This window comes from Robertmurraya korlensis (assembly GCF_023715225.1).
Classification (GTDB): domain Bacteria; phylum Bacillota; class Bacilli; order Bacillales; family Cytobacillaceae; genus Robertmurraya_A.
Window position 1 is genome coordinate 1 of the sequence record NZ_JAMBNS010000002.1, and the last position, 15,958, is coordinate 15,958.

A 15,958-nucleotide genomic window follows, 5' to 3' on the forward strand; every position below is an offset into this window, starting at 1 on the left:
TCTTGGCCATGATAAATCCCCCGTTTTCGTATGAATTCATTATAAACGGGATTTTTTCTTAAGACATAAAAAACCCCGAATAAGGGGCACCTTTTTTAATAGTGTCCGTTATTCGGGGTATAGTTCAATGAAATGCTCCACTTTTTTATTTATTGGTAAGTTGCTGTTGCAAAAGTACTTCTGTATCTAGCTTGTTTAATGGAGGACTGTATAGATACCCTTGGTATTCGTCGCATTCAATGGATTGTAAGAATAGCTTTTGACATTCGTCTTCTACTCCCTCTGCAATCACCTTGTAATTTAATCCTTTAGCCATCAAAACAATTAATTTAACAATTTCAACATTTTTTTCACTTGTATTCAATGAAGAAATAAAAGATCGATCAATTTTCAAATGGTCAATTGGATACTGATTCAGGTATTGCAAGGAAGAATAACCTGTACCAAAATCATCCATAGCCATATGGAAGCCCATTTCCTTTAAAGAATTCAGTTTGGAAAGTGTTTCTTCTATTGAACCCATAGCCACACTTTCTGTAATTTCTAGTTCAATATTCTCGGGATTCGCTTTAGTTTCAAATAAAGTCTCGGTTACCTTTTCAATAAAGTTGTTTTGCTGAAACTGGATAGCTGAAATATTGACAGCAATTCGAATCGGTAAAAAACCTTTTTGTTCCCATTTCACAGATTGCAAACAAGCTTCTTTCAATACCCATTCACCTAAAGGAAGAATAAGTCCAGTTTCCTCAGCTAGAGGGATAAACTCGCATGGAGGAACCATCCCCTGATCAGGCCTAATCCAGCGCAACAACGCCTCTACCCCTACAATATGATTATTTTCAAGAGATACCTGAGGCTGGAAGTACAACTCCAGTTCATTCCGTTCAATCCCTTTACGTAAAGCGTTCTCCATAGTTACTTGAGGCTCTATGTCCATTTCAACATGATATATTTTGTAGTGATTTTTGCCAGCTTCCTTTACTTTATACATAGCTGTGTCAGCCTTCATTAGTAGGGACTCAAAATCGTCACCATGTTCTGGGAAAATCGCCACTCCTATACTAGGTGTTACATAGAGTTCTTCCTCTTTAATATCGTAAGTTTTACGGAGAACAGTAAGAATATTTTCCGCAGTCTTCTCAATTTGTAATTCGTTCGTATTTTCGAGTAATATTCCATATTCGTCTCCACCGATACGACAAACTAGCTCATTTGGTTTAAGACTCGCACTTAATCTATCTCCAACCTCTTTTAATAATAAATCCCCGTACGAATGTCCAAGACTATCATTGATATGTTTAAAGCGATCTAAATCTAGTAATAAGAAAGCAATCTTCTTCTTACTCCTTACATTATGGTTACTGATCGCTCTTGAAAGCCTTTTTTCAATAAATCTTCTATTTGGTAAGCCCGTCACTACATCATGATAAGCTAAATACTCCATTTGATTAATCGTTTCAACTAAACGGTCCGTTCTTTCTTTTACCTTTACCTCAAGTTGTTCATTTAAATCATTCAACTTAGAAACCAATTTATCATTTTCTAGTAACGTAAATAATTGCCTTAAAACCACTAATAATATTGTTAAAAACAATCCAACAACAACCGGAGCAATATGGTAAATTTGAGATATTACATACAATGATAACAACAAAACTCCCACATAAGGTAAGCTATGCTTAATGAAGAATTTGTTCCTGCTTTCAGTTTCGTATCCTTTCTCGCCTTTCACATGGGATGGAGTTTCATGATAAAGTCCAGCCAATGCAAGAATAAATAATGATAGGATCCATAATGGCTCTGATATACTTCCAACCGTGTATAAATTTTTTACGGTTAGAAAGGAAAAAATGGTATCAGCCGTGATTTGTACTAATAAACCTACTACTAATAGGTAGAGGGTCTTTTTATTAAAAACGGAATTCGAAGCAATAAAAAGACTGATAACCCCTCCTAAAACCCCAAGATCTAATATCGGGTACATAAGTTCTACAAGGTGAAATGGATTACCCTCCATTTTTAATAAGGGTGCGATAATAAACACCCAATTAAATGTAGCTGCAACAGCCATAATGATCAACATGTCAAAGGAAAATCGAATGGTAAGTAACTTACTTTTTACAACGTTCATCATGTATAAAAGGGCAACAAAATAAAACCCGTTCTGTCCAATCCAAAAGATTTTTGGTAGCAGAAGAGTGTCTCCATGAACACCTAAGATAAACTCGTAAAACACCCAAATAAGAATCCCTATTATATAACTTAAGATTCCTAATCCTAAATATAACCAAAACTTTTTAGCCATGCCGTCGTCATTTTTATATGTTGCTAAAAGCCAACCAAAGGATGTTAAGCAGGCAATGGTTTGGAATGTAACTCCACCCCAGTCCAAAAAAGCTTGCTTATGCTGGAAGAAATAATTCCATAAGAAGTTCGTAAGGATAAAAAAAGCAATAAAAAGATAAGCAAACTTTTTGTTTTTCAAGGCGAACATTATTTTCTCCTTTTAAGTATAAATCGGTTTCCTTTCGAACCCTTGATTAGAATGAATGATCCATGGATAGTCTTCCTTCTTTGAGTACACTTCACGGGAGTGAATAATTGCAGGTATCACGTAATCTCCTTTGTAATACATTTGATCTGCAACAGGCACGATAGGTATTTTGTATACATTTCTTAATGCTCTATAGAATACTCTCTCCAAAAGAACCACGCAATAGTTCATTTGGTAGAATTCTGTGTAATGAACAAACAGGGATAATAATCTTTCAAGATTTTTCCCTCTATATTCCTTTAAAATAGATACCTTATCTATTTCAATGACCTTCATAGGATTTGTTTCTAACATCTTAATCTCGTGAAACGGGAAAACTGTGTTAATGTAATTTTGCAACGTTGGGAAGTAGGATTTGAACTCAATTGTACCAATTTCTTTACCCTCTTGATCAAGAATAATAAATCGATCGGTCTGATCAAAGGTCGGATCTAGCATATAGCCCTTCTCGAGCCAACACTCCATCCAGATTTCATTAAATGTATTAAGTTCTGCCAATGACTCAACTTTTATATACATCTTATCCTCCACTAGTTCGAATAATTGTGTAGTTCAGAACTGTTGCAATGACAATCGAATTACTTTTATCCTACATTATACTACTACAATAGTATCATGAGGAAGTAGAAAAGTTGAGATTATCACATTTATTATTACTTATAGAATTAGCTACCACTTGTAATATTTTATCAGAATAACATTTTTCAGGATAACAAGTTAGATTTATAGCTTAAACAAAGGAATCTCCTTTAAATTATGTTTTATTCGGAACATTTATATTATTCTGCATTTAACTCAGGAATCCCTTTACTTTTCATCAAATTCGGAAAATAGACAAAAAAAATCAATTACCAAGTTTCATGTATTTTAAACCTGGTGATTGATTTTTGTTTGATACTTAAATTTAATTGGATTTAAATTGCCTATTTCTTTTTTTTACCCTTCTTTTTTTTCTTTTTATCCTTTGTTTTTTCTACTTTAGCAGCTTCTTTATACCTTTTGTTAAACTTCTCCATAAACAAAGACATTCTGTCACTCCTCCCTTCAAACTAATACACATAATATTGTATTTAGGAATGAAAAGATTGGTACAGGACAGTCATCCAATTTCATTTAAAAATCAAGTGCAACTCACAAAACGAAATCCTTTACCACACCAAAATACTCACGAATATAATAATTTAGTTTCACAAAGAATGGGGAATCTCCACCAAGCCCAAAGGGAGTTAAACCATATTCCTCTGCTAAAAGCTTTGAGCGAAACACGTGATAATCACTTGTAATGATAAGAATCTTCGGTTTTTCTACACCAAGTTCAGTCATCATCTCACTAGAAAACTTCAGGTTTTCGTTCGTGTCAGTGGATCGACTCTCATAATACACTCTTCCCTTTTCAACCCCATTCTCCACCAAAAATGTTCCCATTGCCTCAGCTTCTGTAATTGCCTCTCCAGGACCTTGACCACCGGAAACAATGACTGGAATATCTCGGTTATCTAACAAAAAACTCAAGCCCGCATCCAATCTTCCTTGCAAAGTTTTTGAAGGCTCCTCTCCTCGTAAACCAGCTCCAAGTATAATAACAAAATCTATTTCTTCCTTATTATATTTATCCTTTAAATAGGCCTCTCTTAAAATTAGTCCCTCCACAATAAAAAAGGAAATAAGAAATAGAATATAACCAGAAACAATTACTTTCCTAGCCATAACAAAAGAGCGAGAAGGTTGTTTATATTTTTTCAACCAACTAATAATGACAATAGCTAAAACATTTCCAATGATAAAAAGTATACCAAAGCTCACCTAATTAACTCCTAATCTAATAATAAATTTTAAAACAACAGCTTTGTTCATGGTATTATAGTGACAAACCTTAAGGGAGATTCCACATGACTAGACATTTAATTATAGAGAAAATAAAAACCTACTACGGTAACGAGAACACTGAGTATCATTGGATTTCTGACGGCTTCCAAAATATAGTGATTAAGTGCACTCATCCATCTAGAACTATATTTGTTCGAGTTGCTGCTTCCGGTCGTCGTACGATGGACATGTTAAAAGCCGAAATAGACTGGTTATTTACATTATCTAAAGCTAGCCTTCATGTTCCCACTGCTCTCCCATCACATCTTGGAAATTTAATTGAAAAGATTTTTATAGAAGATACCCCTTACTACTTAGTAGCTTTTCATGAAGTAATGGGAGAACCTCTTGATGTTACGAATAAAATAATATGGAATACACAGCTATTTAAAGAATGGGGTGCCGTACTTGGCTGTATTCACCGGACAACACCTAATAAGCTACTTTACAGACCTAATCAGTGGGAAGCTAGTTCAACCGTCATGGAAACCATTAACTATTTTGCACGTAACGAAAATGAAGATAAGAATGATAGATTACAAGAAATTGTTCATGAAATTAGTAAGCTACCTACCGACCCAGAAGTATTTGGTCTTATACATAATGATTTTCACCAAGGAAATATCATCATTCAGCCACAAGGGATAGGTGTTATCGACTTTGATGATTGTATGTATGGTTGGTACGCACAGGACATTTCGGTGGCACTGTATCACGCATACTGGCAAGCTACGGAAATTGCCAAATTAGATTCATCTTTTTCAATCGCTTTCCTGGATACTTTTATCCAAGGTTATAAAAAATCATACACACTTTCACATGATACAATAAAACTAATACCTCTATTTGTGCGCTGGAGAGAGTTTTTTCTTTATGCCCTATTTATGAAAAAGTGGTCATTACATGCTTTACAAGACTGGCAAAGCTATACGTTAAAAATGTTACGTAACAGAATTCTTAATGGAGAAACATACATTCCAAATATATAAAGGTCTTATAAAAAAGCAAAAATATAATTAACATCTTTTATTTGTAAATTTTCCAATTGATCCTTTTTGTTTGTTGGATCAATTCCAAGACGTTCAAACAACGCTTCCCATACGTTGATAGCTGTCAAATGCATAGCAGCTGATTCAGCACAGGTTACATCTATATAGATAGTTCGACAAATGGTCCCTTTTTCCTTCCAAAAAGAAAAGAGCTGCTATTACAGCAACTCCATCTACTTTACGTTTTTTAATTTATTTCTGTCTGGAGCTCCAGGTGGTTGTTCTAGCCATCCATAGTCAATGAGTAATTGCGCACCATCTTCAGCTAATAACCCTATTTCTGTGATCATCTTTACATAGCTTCCAGACAAATCTCTTCTTTGACACATCGACAATGCTTCCCCATAATACCCAATAGTTGCAGAGAGAAGTGTTGTTATATGATACATCATTAGTTTTTCAGAAAATGGTGCAACAGTGGTATCAGTGACTTCTTGTTCATATGATTTTGGCGCATGCAAATTATCGTCAGTTAACATTGTAGATAAAATATCCATATGTTTCTTGCACAGTTTTTCCCCTCGCGTCATAAAGTGCTCGATTTCTTTTAACTGAGTTACCTGCCTGAAGCCCATTTCTAGTACGACTTTTACCACGTTCTTATGCATATTTATATACGTGCCACCGATTTCAATTGAATTAATTGGACGGCGATCTCCAAACCATCCTGTCAAAAAGCTTTGTTTTGTCACATAATCCACTGTATGCTTGTTTGTCATGGTTGGCGGTTTACTGAGGATTCCCTTGTGCAACACCACTTCTGTTGCTTGATCATATAATTCTGTAGTTTCATTACTGCATTGAATAAAATACTTCCTAACATCTCCACGGACGCACGTTCCTATCGCACCAGAATATCTTGTCAAGCCATGGATGGACATCGTATGAATGTACACAATCATAAACGTATCCGTGAATAAAGGTGGCGCTTCCACATTAACATCTTCGTCTGTAAAACCAACTGGAATCGGAAGCTCTTCTTTTGTGAAAAACTCAATGATTTTCTCGAGATGAGTTTCAGATAAATTAAGGGCATAACGCAGCACATTTGCAATTGCTTCGTCCTTTACATGATAAATAAAATGGCGAAGAACACATTTGGACAAACTGTCACTTAAATACTGCATCCACAAGCTTCCTACCTCGGGAGCAGTTAATTTTACATCGTGATAGGTATGTTCCATGATTTCTCCTTTCCTGACTCTCTTTCTCTGTATTGTAACCAAATCAGGAATTATCATGTTTACGTTTCCCGTTTAATGCTCAGGCCCTCTATATGCCTCTTTGTTAACATTTTATCTAACTTTCGGTTTTCTTTTGTTTCAAATATTATATCGAAATCATAATCCGGAGGATACAACTCACTCGCCTCAATATGAAGCGTTAAACGTTTATGGTTATAAGATTCCTTTTCTCCTTTTATTTGTACAATATAGTTCCCTTTCTCGTCTGGACCTTTGTACACGATACCAAACACATTTTCTGGAGAAACTATGACATTATCTCCTTGATTAAATTTCGAAACAGGGGGTGATGATATCTTTACTCCTTTTTCTCTCGATTTATATTTATTGATAATGATTTGTTTTTCGAGTTCCCTTTTTTCTTGAAGTAATACATGCGGCTCTGGATACACCTTTTCTTCTTTATAGGTTATTTGATGAGCTCGCTCAATGATTTTCGGGTGAATGCCTAGCTTTAACGCAATCGCAAATGCTTGACTTTCTCCTCCCTTGCCTATAATCAAACGATACGTTGGACGGAGCGTGTCTATATCAAATTCCATCGATCCGTTAATGAATCCTTCCTGGTGATCGGCAAACTCTTTAATTTCACTGTAATGAGTGGTAGCTAATAATGTCGCTCCCTTTTTATATAGTTGCTCCAAGATGGCTGTTGCAAGCCCCATTCCTTCAGCTGGATCAGTTCCTGAACCTAACTCATCCAATAATACTAACGTTCGATCATTGGCCTCTTTTAAAATGTCAATAATGTTTACAATGCGCGAACTAAAGGTACTCAGGTTTTCTAAAATACTCTGGCCATCGCCAATATCCACTAAGATATTTTGAAAAATACTTACTGAACTACCTTCTGCAACCGGTAAGTGTAAACCTGCTTGGGCCATTAATGTTAAAAGCCCGACCGTTTTTATAACAACAGTTTTCCCTCCGGTATTAGGTCCAGTAATAACTAGCGCATGTTCAGGTGAACCTAGCTTAAAATTTAATGGGACCACCTTCTTACCTAATAAAGGATGTCTTGCTTCAATTAATTCAATATAGTGTGATTCATTTATGGATACACTTCGCCCATCGATTGCTCGGCTAAACTTTGCCTTGGCAAATAAAAAATCATAGTGAACCATTGTTTCCACTGCCAACCGGATTTGATGTTCTTTTTCTTCGACTAACCCGGTAAGATACATTAAAATCTTTTGTGTTTCTGCTTCTTCATCCATCCTTATCCAAGTAAGTTGATCTTGGTACGTAGTAATCTCTTCAGGTTCAATAAATAAGGTAGATCCTGAAGCAGAAGTATCTAGAACCGCCCCTTTTACTTTTTGACGATATTCCTTTTTCACTGGTATCACGTATCTTCCATCTCTTTGACTGATAACACTTTCCTGCAAAAAGGTTTTTAGTTTGGATGATCGTACGATTTGTTGAAGTTTTTCTTTTAATCGCTCTTCTTGTATTGCCAATTGCTTTCTAACTTTAAGTAATTCCTTGCTTGCGTAATCGTCTACTACTCCGTTTCGGATACAGCGATTAATTTCTTCCGCCAATCCAGGCAATTCATCAATGGAGTAAATATAGCTTGTGACTCGAGGGGCCATAAACTCCTTTTCTTTCATAAAGCGCCTCATTTTCCCACAGCAATCTAAAAAATCATGAAGTTTCATTAATGTATCAGCACGAAGAGCAACCCCTTTGTTGATACTATTTAGTAATGTATCAATTCCTTCAAGTCCATGAACGGGTACACTTGAGCTCTTTTTCATAATCGTTACTGCTTCAGTTACTTCCTCGATCCATGATTGGATTTGTTTTAAATGAAAGGACGGTGTAAGTTGTAACACCTTTTCTTTTCCTTGGCTGGTTAGCGCATAATGAGAAATTTCCTCTTTAATCACTTCAAATTGCAATGTTTCAAACGTATGATTGTTCAACTTTTTTCCTCCTAAAAATAAAAATAGCCGCGTTGAACGAGTCAACGCGGCAAGAAAACAGAATCCTTGTTAAAAAGCATTCTGTTCAGACTATTTAACCAAAATAAAAAGCTGTTACACAGTGGAACACAGCTACTTTCTCGGCTAAGGATAGTATGCTTGTTTTTGACCATTGTTCTTAACTACATTCGCAGGCATAGATAAATAAGCTTCCTAACCCTTGAAATTTTCAAGTTTAGAAAACTAGCCGGAATGCTCGTATCCAATTGATTGGATTAGTTAAGAACGACACCTAACATAAAACATACTCCCTTATCAAAATATAATGGGTTGGGTTACATTTCCATTGTATAGTATATCCAATTACCATGTAAATAGTTAATGTTTATTGAAAAAATATTTTCATTACGGAATGTACATGATATAAAAGAACTAACAGTCATTTAGAAAGGATGCCTATATGCTTGTTAGGAAACCTATTGTTCAAAAATTTATGATGTATAGCTTGGTTGGCTGCATCTGCACTTGTATCTATTTTCTTTCAATGTTTATTTTGGTAGAACTGGTAGATAAGGAGCCTTTAATCTCTTCAATTATTGCTTTTGTTATCATGACTCTTTTTTCTTTCTTTCTTAATATGAGGTTTACTTTTGGCGGTGAGTTTTCAAATCAGAAATTACTGCGTTTCTTCATTGTAGCCTCTATAGGATTTACATTGAATTTTACCATCATGTATACATTCGTCCAGGTATTTTCCTTTCATTATTTAATTGGAGAAATCGCTACCACATTGACGATTCCACTTGTAAACTTTTTCTTGAATCATTACTGGACTTTTAAATAATAAAAAACGATTTCCTTTTTGTGAGGAAATCGTTTATTTATTATTAGAATCGCACCATCCTTGTAGTCTGCCAGATTTATTCCATTCAGTTTCTCCATGCCGTGTTAGATATATTTTTCTCATATCAAGAACTCTCCCTTCATAAACCTTTGTTTCTTGTTTTACTATACCATTTTTTTTATATTATTTTTTCCTATTTTTCTAAATGAAACACATACGTTTCCATTTTTTGTGCCACACTAAATTATTATAAGTGAAGAAGGATGCTGATAGCGTTGAAGAAATTTAATTTGTATATAGCACTTCTTATTATATTACCTTGGTTGTCATTCCCTTTAATTGGTGGAAAGACAATAAAAAGGTTTCTTCCGGGTGCCAGTTTTATCTCACTCTATCTCCTTATCGAAGGAATGATTGCAGAAAAAAGAAAATGGTGGTGGTTTCCATCTAATATCAAACCAAATGTACTTAATGAATTCCCACTCATTTTCGGACCATTTTTCGTTGGTTCCATTTGGATACTAAAATACACTTTCGGAAAATTCAAATTGTACTTTATTGTTAATCTCCTCGTTGATTCATTATTTACTTATGGAATGATGCGGGGGTTTCGAAAAATGGGATATGTTACTCTTGTTCGATTAAATAGACTTCAACTGTCCATTATTTTCTTACTTAAGACAATGGCAATGTACGGTTTTCAAGTCATATACGAAAAATTTGTAACATCTAATAGATAATTCCAACCCGGGTGATTCCCCGGTTTTTTCCATTTGGTAATTAATCGTTCTTACCGATTCCCATCACTCATAAACTGTAATACTTGAGTTTTATTTTTGTAGGGGGTATGAACATGAGCTATGAACCCATTTCGGTTTTTGAAGAACACGCTTTTTGGCTTGAAGTATTAGAAGATCACGCCCATTTTATTCACGATTTTTTATCTCCTAGTGAAGTCGAGTATGTAAATACGGCCAAGCAATATATCCAATTGTTTCGTGGCTTGCTTTCGAAACTACCTAGCCTCCCACCGGCAGCATCCGTTTCATCCTCTGAAATGATCTCATTTGCAAGAGAAATCTATCCGATTGCCAATGGATATTTTCATTTTGAGGGCCATCTTCAGCGCCTACGCATTGAAAATAAAGTGAACTTGAATTTGACTCCAACCTATTTAAATGGAACACTAGGTGAAAACCACGAGTATTTACGAATGCTAGGATATTATGTAAACGGACAAACCCCTCCTATCCTTCCACTTGTCGATTTAATGGATTTATGGCTTGAAGATCAAGCGGGGCATGCGGCCTTACTCGCTCGTGCACTTGATGGGGTTGAAATGGCACTCGTTACTCAAACAAGAGAATACATGCAAATATTCCAGTCGTTCATTGTAAAAAACGAAGCTATTAAAGGATACTTACGATTTACACCAGAAGGCTTTCCGATACAACTTCAATTTGCAAGAGATGTTGTGATCGCGGTTATCGGATTCACCAGTTTAGTAGAAAAAATGGTTAAACTATACAAAGATGAGGAAGTATTAAATCAGTCCACATTACGATTTCTTGAACATCATTTTCCTGAAGCGTGTTATTTCTTAAAAAAACTGTCCTACTATGTTCCTGATATTACTTATCCTACTTGCTCACTATCAAAACCATCCTTTCGGTTGTAATAAAGACAGCTCCTATTCAACTACTTGAAAGGAGCTGTCTTTTACTTTTTACTCTCTTACTAATTCGGATACATTCAATAGTTTGATTTTGTATTTTTATTTTTTCTCATTCACTTTTTTCCTCTTCATCTTTACAACATGATTCCACTTCAACTTTCTCAACAATTTTTACCTCGCAGCAAGTTTGATCCTTTTTTCCAAATAAGCTTTTTAATACATTCATCTTTTCTTTCCTCCTATATTAAATAAAATAAAAAACCAGATAAAGTGGACATCAACATGACGGATGCGATAAAGGCTGCAACAAGCTTTTTTCGAAAAATGCTATTCAGTAGGGTCAATTCTGGCAAGCTTGCACCTGCCGAGCTAATCATTAACGCCATGACCGGGCCAAGTGCCATCCCCTTCAATATCATGACTTGTGAAATAGGAATCATAGTTGAAAGTCGAATATATAAGGGAATTCCAATGATTGCAGCGATCGGTACTAACCACCAGTCGTCAGACCCCATATAAGTAGTGATCCATTCAGTTGGTACAAGCCCATGTATTACTGCCCCAATAGCAGCACCAATTAGCAAGAATGGATAAACCGTCTTCATGAGCTGAAGGGTTTCTAATAACGCACCTTTCCAGTCTAGTTTTTTATTCGGATCTTTAAATCCAGTCATAATGACATTTTTCACCTGATTCTCAAAACCTAGTTTTTCTAGGCTGAAACCAATCGCTACTGATAAAATGCTTGTTAACAATGTATATACAATTGCTACCTTCCAACCGAGTGTAGCTGTCATTAACGTCAAAATTGTTGGATCTAAAACGGGAGATGCAAATAAAAAGATCATGACCGTAGCAAAGCGCACCTTTTTATTTAATAAATTCACCACAACCGGAATGGTCGAGCAAGAGCAAAAAGGAGTGACGAAGGCAAACACAAGGGCAATCAATGCACTAACTAGCGGGTGACTGCGCTCCATCATTTTTTCCATTTTTTCATAAGGGATATAGCCTTGTAAGACATTAATTAAGAAGGAAATCCCTATAAATAAGACGGTTAATTCTAGTGCAATACTTAAAAAACTCTTTACTAATTCTTCCACAAATCTTCACCTCATTTTATTTGCAAAATGCAAATATATTTTATTAAAAAATATAAGCAAGATAGGTTACCTGCTTATATGTATGGCTTACAACATACCGAGGATTTAGACATGACGATATTTAACAATTTAATGGATCGAATTACTGTGTCTTTTTCAAATTCATTCATATGAGAAAATACTTCTTGCAAGTATTGATTCATCTCCGTATCAATTGAGGTTGAGACAAATTTACCTTCTGTTGTTAGGGATAATACATATACTCTTTTGTCCTCAAGTAACTGTTGTTTTTTTACTAATCCCATCTTTGTTAAGGTCTGTATCTGTCGACTAAATGTTGTCACATCGATCCCTAATGAGTCAGCTACTTGCTGAACACTCGGATTGTTTTGCTTGTCAATTTCGTGGATGATATGACTTTGGACGAGTGAAATTTCCATTCCTCCTACTAAGCAGCAGTTTTTATTTAACATACCAAATCGTCTCGTTAACACCTGGAATAAATCACGTAAGTTTTCCAATATTTTCACCTCATACATTATTTATATCATATTATTTGCAAGATGCAACTATTTATTTTTTAAAAGTGGAACTTCTTAAAAAGAAGTTCGCACATGGTTATTTGGCCACTCAAAAACTTTCCTGTTGTTATCTATTTATTGTTTATTCTCTAGGCAGAGAAATAGTTACTTTAAATAAGTCTCCGTCCACTTCAATCGAGAGCCTTCCCCCATGAAGATCAATAATCGATTGGGCGATCGCCAATCCAAGACCTGACCCTTCTGTATGACGTGACGTATCACCACGCTTAAAACGCTCAAAAAGTTCATCACTATTTTCACTTAGTTCATATTTTGATACATTTTTGAAAGTAATGATTGCTTCATACCCCTTAGCATTCACGGTTATATATGCACGTGAATGCTGTATTGAGTATTTAAGAATATTTCCGATCAAGTTGTCAAATACCCTCCACAGCTTTTGACCATCCACAAAAGCAAGTACTGGTGTAGGCGGATTTGTGATTCGAAATTGTATAGTAGATTCTCTAATTTCTGTATCGTATTCGGCTAATGCTTGCTGAAGAAGTTGAATGATGTCTACCTCTTCCTTTTGTAAATCCATGTTCCCACTTGCCATTTTAGAAACCTCAAACAAATCATCAATCAACACTTTCAACCGTTTTGATTTTTGATCGATAATGTCAACATATGATCTTCGTTCCTCCAAAGATACCTCGGTGTTCTTTAATAGTTCCGTGTAATTTATGATGGAGGTTAAAGGTGTGCGCAAATCATGACTAACATTTGTAATGAGTTCTGTCTTTAACCTCTCGCTTTTGGCTTGTTCGTTTTGAGAGGTTTGTACCCCATGCTTTAACTGATTGATATTGCTTGCAAGGTCCGATAATGCTGATTTGCCTGAAGTTTTTAAATCTGCCCCTAACCTTCCCGCTGCTAATTCATTGGTTGTCTCTACAATCGAATTAAAGTAGGCAATTTTATTTGTAATGCTCATAATGATTGGATATCCCACGACAGCTAACAGGATCAGATAAACTAGAAAAAACGCAGGATGTATTGTAATGATAATGACCGCGAACCCGAGTCCAAATAGAGTAAACAAGATCAGCAAAATTTGAGTTGCAGTACTACGGTCATGAAAGGCTTCTTTAAGATTTCCAGCGGTGTCTTGATATACTCTTTTAAGAATCACATACCCTTTATATAAAAATGACTTTTTCCCCTCTGTTTTCACCGATTCCCAACTATCCAATTCCCCAGCTATGAAACGTGCTTGAATAAAAGCGAGTCCCCAAAGGATTGCGCCAATGACTATGCACAAAACCGTTTCAATGGAATCGTAGTAACTGCCATTTACTGCATTTTGATATCCATCTATTATGATAAATAGATTCGCGAAAGCAGCTATTATGGCAATAAGAAAGAATAAGACTCTAACATCTATCGGTAGCCTACTATAAAATGGCTGAATTCTCTTGAGTTCCTCACGTATGCCCCTTGACTTTTTTCCGATTAATAACGATAGCAGAAGTGCTAAGCCGCTTAAACCGATATTAATAAAAAATATAAGACGTTTTTGCTTAAAATTTTCAGCAGCCAAAATATATTTGTTTGATGCAGGCAAAGACTTCGCAAGTCCAATTTTCCCTTCATACATCGCAACTGTAGTTGGAGTAATAGAATCTAGCAACTCTGTATACTGATAATCATATACACCATAGTGAACAGCATAATCTCTCGTGACAGTAAGGTTTGTAACATAAAGAAAATCAGTATTATCCATTTCATCCCAATTAACATTTTCAAATACTTTTATATTATCTGAACTTGTTAAGGAATAGGAAAACGAGCGTTTATACTCCTCAAAATAAGGACGTTGCTTCTCTAATTCTTTATAAAGCTCTTCTATCTTCTGCTCTTTTTCCTTTATTATTTTTTCTTTTACGTGTTGATCACTTTCAAAGTTTTTCGTAATATCGGCTATTTTTGCATCTCTTTCCGCGGTGAAATTTTGAAGTGCATCTTTTTCCTCCGCCTCTTTTGCCACTTGAATTCTTTCTTCGTATTGGGCATTAATATTGTCGATTTGTTCGGAAAGACTTCCATATCGATACTTGTGTTCCTCAATTTCCTCACCTGATACCGTGAGTGCTTTCTTTGCTTCCTCAATCGGAATAGAGTAAAGGTCGAATAAACCTAGATAACTCGCAAACTCATCAAAAGCTCCTTGGAATTCCGGAGAGTGATAATAATCTTTGTATACATAATTGTTGCCATGAACAATTAATGTGAGTAACCCACTAACTCCATAACTAAATAGAGCGAAGCAAATAATAAGAATGGTTCTATTTTTCCATCTTGTACCCAATACCCCACACCACCTTCAAAAATCTTGGATTTTTCGGATCGATTTCAATCTTCTCCCTAATTTTCCTAATATGTACAGCCACCGTGTTTTCAGCGTTATATCCAGGCTCCTTCCAGACGAGCTCATAGATTTCATGGATTGAGAATACTCTTCCTGCATGAATCATGAGCAACTCTACAATTTTATATTCAATTGGTGTAAGTTTTACTTTTTCACCATGAACGGTTACTTCCTTTGCATCTTGATCCAGCATTAACCCATGTAAATCAATGTTTTTCTTCACACCTTCAAACGTACCTAGTGTTACGTACCTTCTAAGTTGCGATTTCACTCGAGCAACAAGCTCCATGGGATTAAATGGTTTTGTCACGTAATCGTCTGCTCCCACCTGTAAGCCTAATATTTTATCTGTATCCTCACTTTTCGCGCTTAACATGATGATGGGTATATTTTTTATTTCTCGTATTCTGTATGTGGCAGAGATTCCGTCCAAATTGGGCATCATAATATCTAAAATAATGAGGTGAATTTCTTGTTTTTTCAAAATTTGTAGTGCTTCCCTCCCATCACAAGCTTTAATAACTATTACCCCTTCATTCTTCAAATAAATTTCTATAGCATCACGTATTTCTTTTTCATCGTCTACCACAAGTACATTGTATGAATTCATTCTCCCCCTACTTTCTAGCAGCTTTCTTCTCTTTTTATAGTAAACGGTAAATCTTAACATTCAACCATTAAAAATCTTAAGAATTTCTTAACTCTTTCTTTATTTTAATCGATTTGGAAATAATAAGGGGAAT

Annotated in this window: 15 protein-coding genes; 4 read left to right on the forward strand and 11 right to left on the reverse strand. The window is 35.4% G+C overall.

Features of this window, described 5'->3' with window-relative positions; translation table 11 throughout:
• Positions 1–145: 145 nt before the first annotated feature.
• The 3 genes from M3175_RS04475 to M3175_RS04485 form a co-directional block, all read right to left on the reverse strand.
• Positions 146–2,494: a putative bifunctional diguanylate cyclase/phosphodiesterase gene (locus tag M3175_RS04475; protein WP_251515332.1), complete on the reverse strand. Its 2,349-nt coding sequence runs from the start codon at positions 2,492–2,494 to the stop codon at positions 146–148.
• A 12-nt stretch (positions 2,495–2,506) separates the two neighbouring features.
• Entirely contained in the window at positions 2,507–3,073 is a 567-nt protein-coding gene (locus M3175_RS04480) for a hypothetical protein (RefSeq protein WP_251515334.1), read from the reverse strand.
• Between the two features lie 612 nt (positions 3,074–3,685).
• A complete protein-coding gene (locus M3175_RS04485) occupies positions 3,686–4,357 on the reverse strand; it encodes a YdcF family protein (RefSeq protein ID WP_251515335.1) in 672 nt (223 codons plus the stop codon).
• Positions 4,358–4,443: 86 nt separating this feature from the next.
• Between M3175_RS04485 and M3175_RS04490 the strand changes: the two genes are divergently transcribed.
• Positions 4,444–5,409, forward strand: coding sequence for a phosphotransferase enzyme family protein (locus M3175_RS04490; RefSeq protein WP_251515337.1), 966 nt, complete (start codon positions 4,444–4,446; stop codon positions 5,407–5,409).
• 5 nt (positions 5,410–5,414) lie between these two features.
• On the opposite strand, the gene M3175_RS24840 is transcribed toward M3175_RS04490, so the two are convergent.
• From M3175_RS24840 to M3175_RS04500, 3 genes are all read right to left on the reverse strand, one after another.
• Positions 5,415–5,543: a hypothetical protein gene (locus M3175_RS24840; protein ID WP_285852167.1), complete on the reverse strand. Its 129-nt coding sequence runs from the start codon at positions 5,541–5,543 to the stop codon at positions 5,415–5,417.
• Positions 5,544–5,642: 99 nt separating this feature from the next.
• Entirely contained in the window at positions 5,643–6,653 is a 1,011-nt protein-coding gene (locus tag M3175_RS04495) for a DUF3231 family protein (protein ID WP_251515339.1), read from the reverse strand.
• A gap of 59 nt (positions 6,654–6,712) precedes the next feature.
• Complete coding sequence (locus M3175_RS04500; protein ID WP_251515341.1) at positions 6,713–8,641, reverse strand: endonuclease MutS2; 1,929 nt, start codon at positions 8,639–8,641, stop codon at positions 6,713–6,715.
• A 460-nt stretch (positions 8,642–9,101) separates the two neighbouring features.
• Here M3175_RS04500 and M3175_RS04505 point away from each other — a divergent pair, with 460 nt between their 5' ends.
• A complete protein-coding gene (locus tag M3175_RS04505) occupies positions 9,102–9,485 on the forward strand; it encodes a GtrA family protein (RefSeq protein ID WP_251515343.1) in 384 nt (127 codons plus the stop codon).
• Between the two features lie 33 nt (positions 9,486–9,518).
• On the opposite strand, the gene M3175_RS25135 is transcribed toward M3175_RS04505, so the two are convergent.
• A complete protein-coding gene (locus M3175_RS25135; RefSeq protein ID WP_371321658.1) occupies positions 9,519–9,608 on the reverse strand; it encodes a histidine phosphatase family protein in 90 nt (29 codons plus the stop codon).
• A 152-nt stretch (positions 9,609–9,760) separates the two neighbouring features.
• Between M3175_RS25135 and M3175_RS04510 the strand changes: the two genes are divergently transcribed.
• Together M3175_RS04510 and M3175_RS04515 are read left to right on the forward strand one after the other, a co-directional pair.
• On the forward strand, positions 9,761–10,225 hold the full coding sequence (locus M3175_RS04510) for a hypothetical protein (protein WP_251515345.1): 465 nt from the start codon (positions 9,761–9,763) through the stop codon (positions 10,223–10,225).
• Positions 10,226–10,338: 113 nt separating this feature from the next.
• Positions 10,339–11,163 carry a DUF2935 domain-containing protein gene (locus tag M3175_RS04515; RefSeq protein ID WP_251515348.1) on the forward strand — a complete coding sequence of 275 codons (825 nt, stop codon included), beginning with the start codon at positions 10,339–10,341 and terminating at the stop codon, positions 11,161–11,163.
• Positions 11,164–11,399: 236 nt separating this feature from the next.
• Here M3175_RS04515 and M3175_RS04520 read toward each other — a convergent pair whose 3' ends face one another.
• From M3175_RS04520 to M3175_RS04535, 4 genes are all read right to left on the reverse strand, one after another.
• A complete protein-coding gene (locus M3175_RS04520; protein WP_251515350.1) occupies positions 11,400–12,263 on the reverse strand; it encodes a permease in 864 nt (287 codons plus the stop codon).
• A gap of 74 nt (positions 12,264–12,337) precedes the next feature.
• Positions 12,338–12,784, reverse strand: coding sequence for a MarR family winged helix-turn-helix transcriptional regulator (locus M3175_RS04525; protein WP_251515352.1), 447 nt, complete (start codon positions 12,782–12,784; stop codon positions 12,338–12,340).
• A gap of 142 nt (positions 12,785–12,926) precedes the next feature.
• Positions 12,927–15,155: a sensor histidine kinase gene (locus tag M3175_RS04530; RefSeq protein WP_251515354.1), complete on the reverse strand. Its 2,229-nt coding sequence runs from the start codon at positions 15,153–15,155 to the stop codon at positions 12,927–12,929.
• Positions 15,133–15,825, reverse strand: coding sequence for a response regulator transcription factor (locus tag M3175_RS04535; protein WP_251515355.1), 693 nt, complete (start codon positions 15,823–15,825; stop codon positions 15,133–15,135). The genes M3175_RS04530 and M3175_RS04535 overlap by 23 nt, the downstream gene beginning before the upstream one ends.
• Positions 15,826–15,958: the final 133 nt, after the last annotated feature.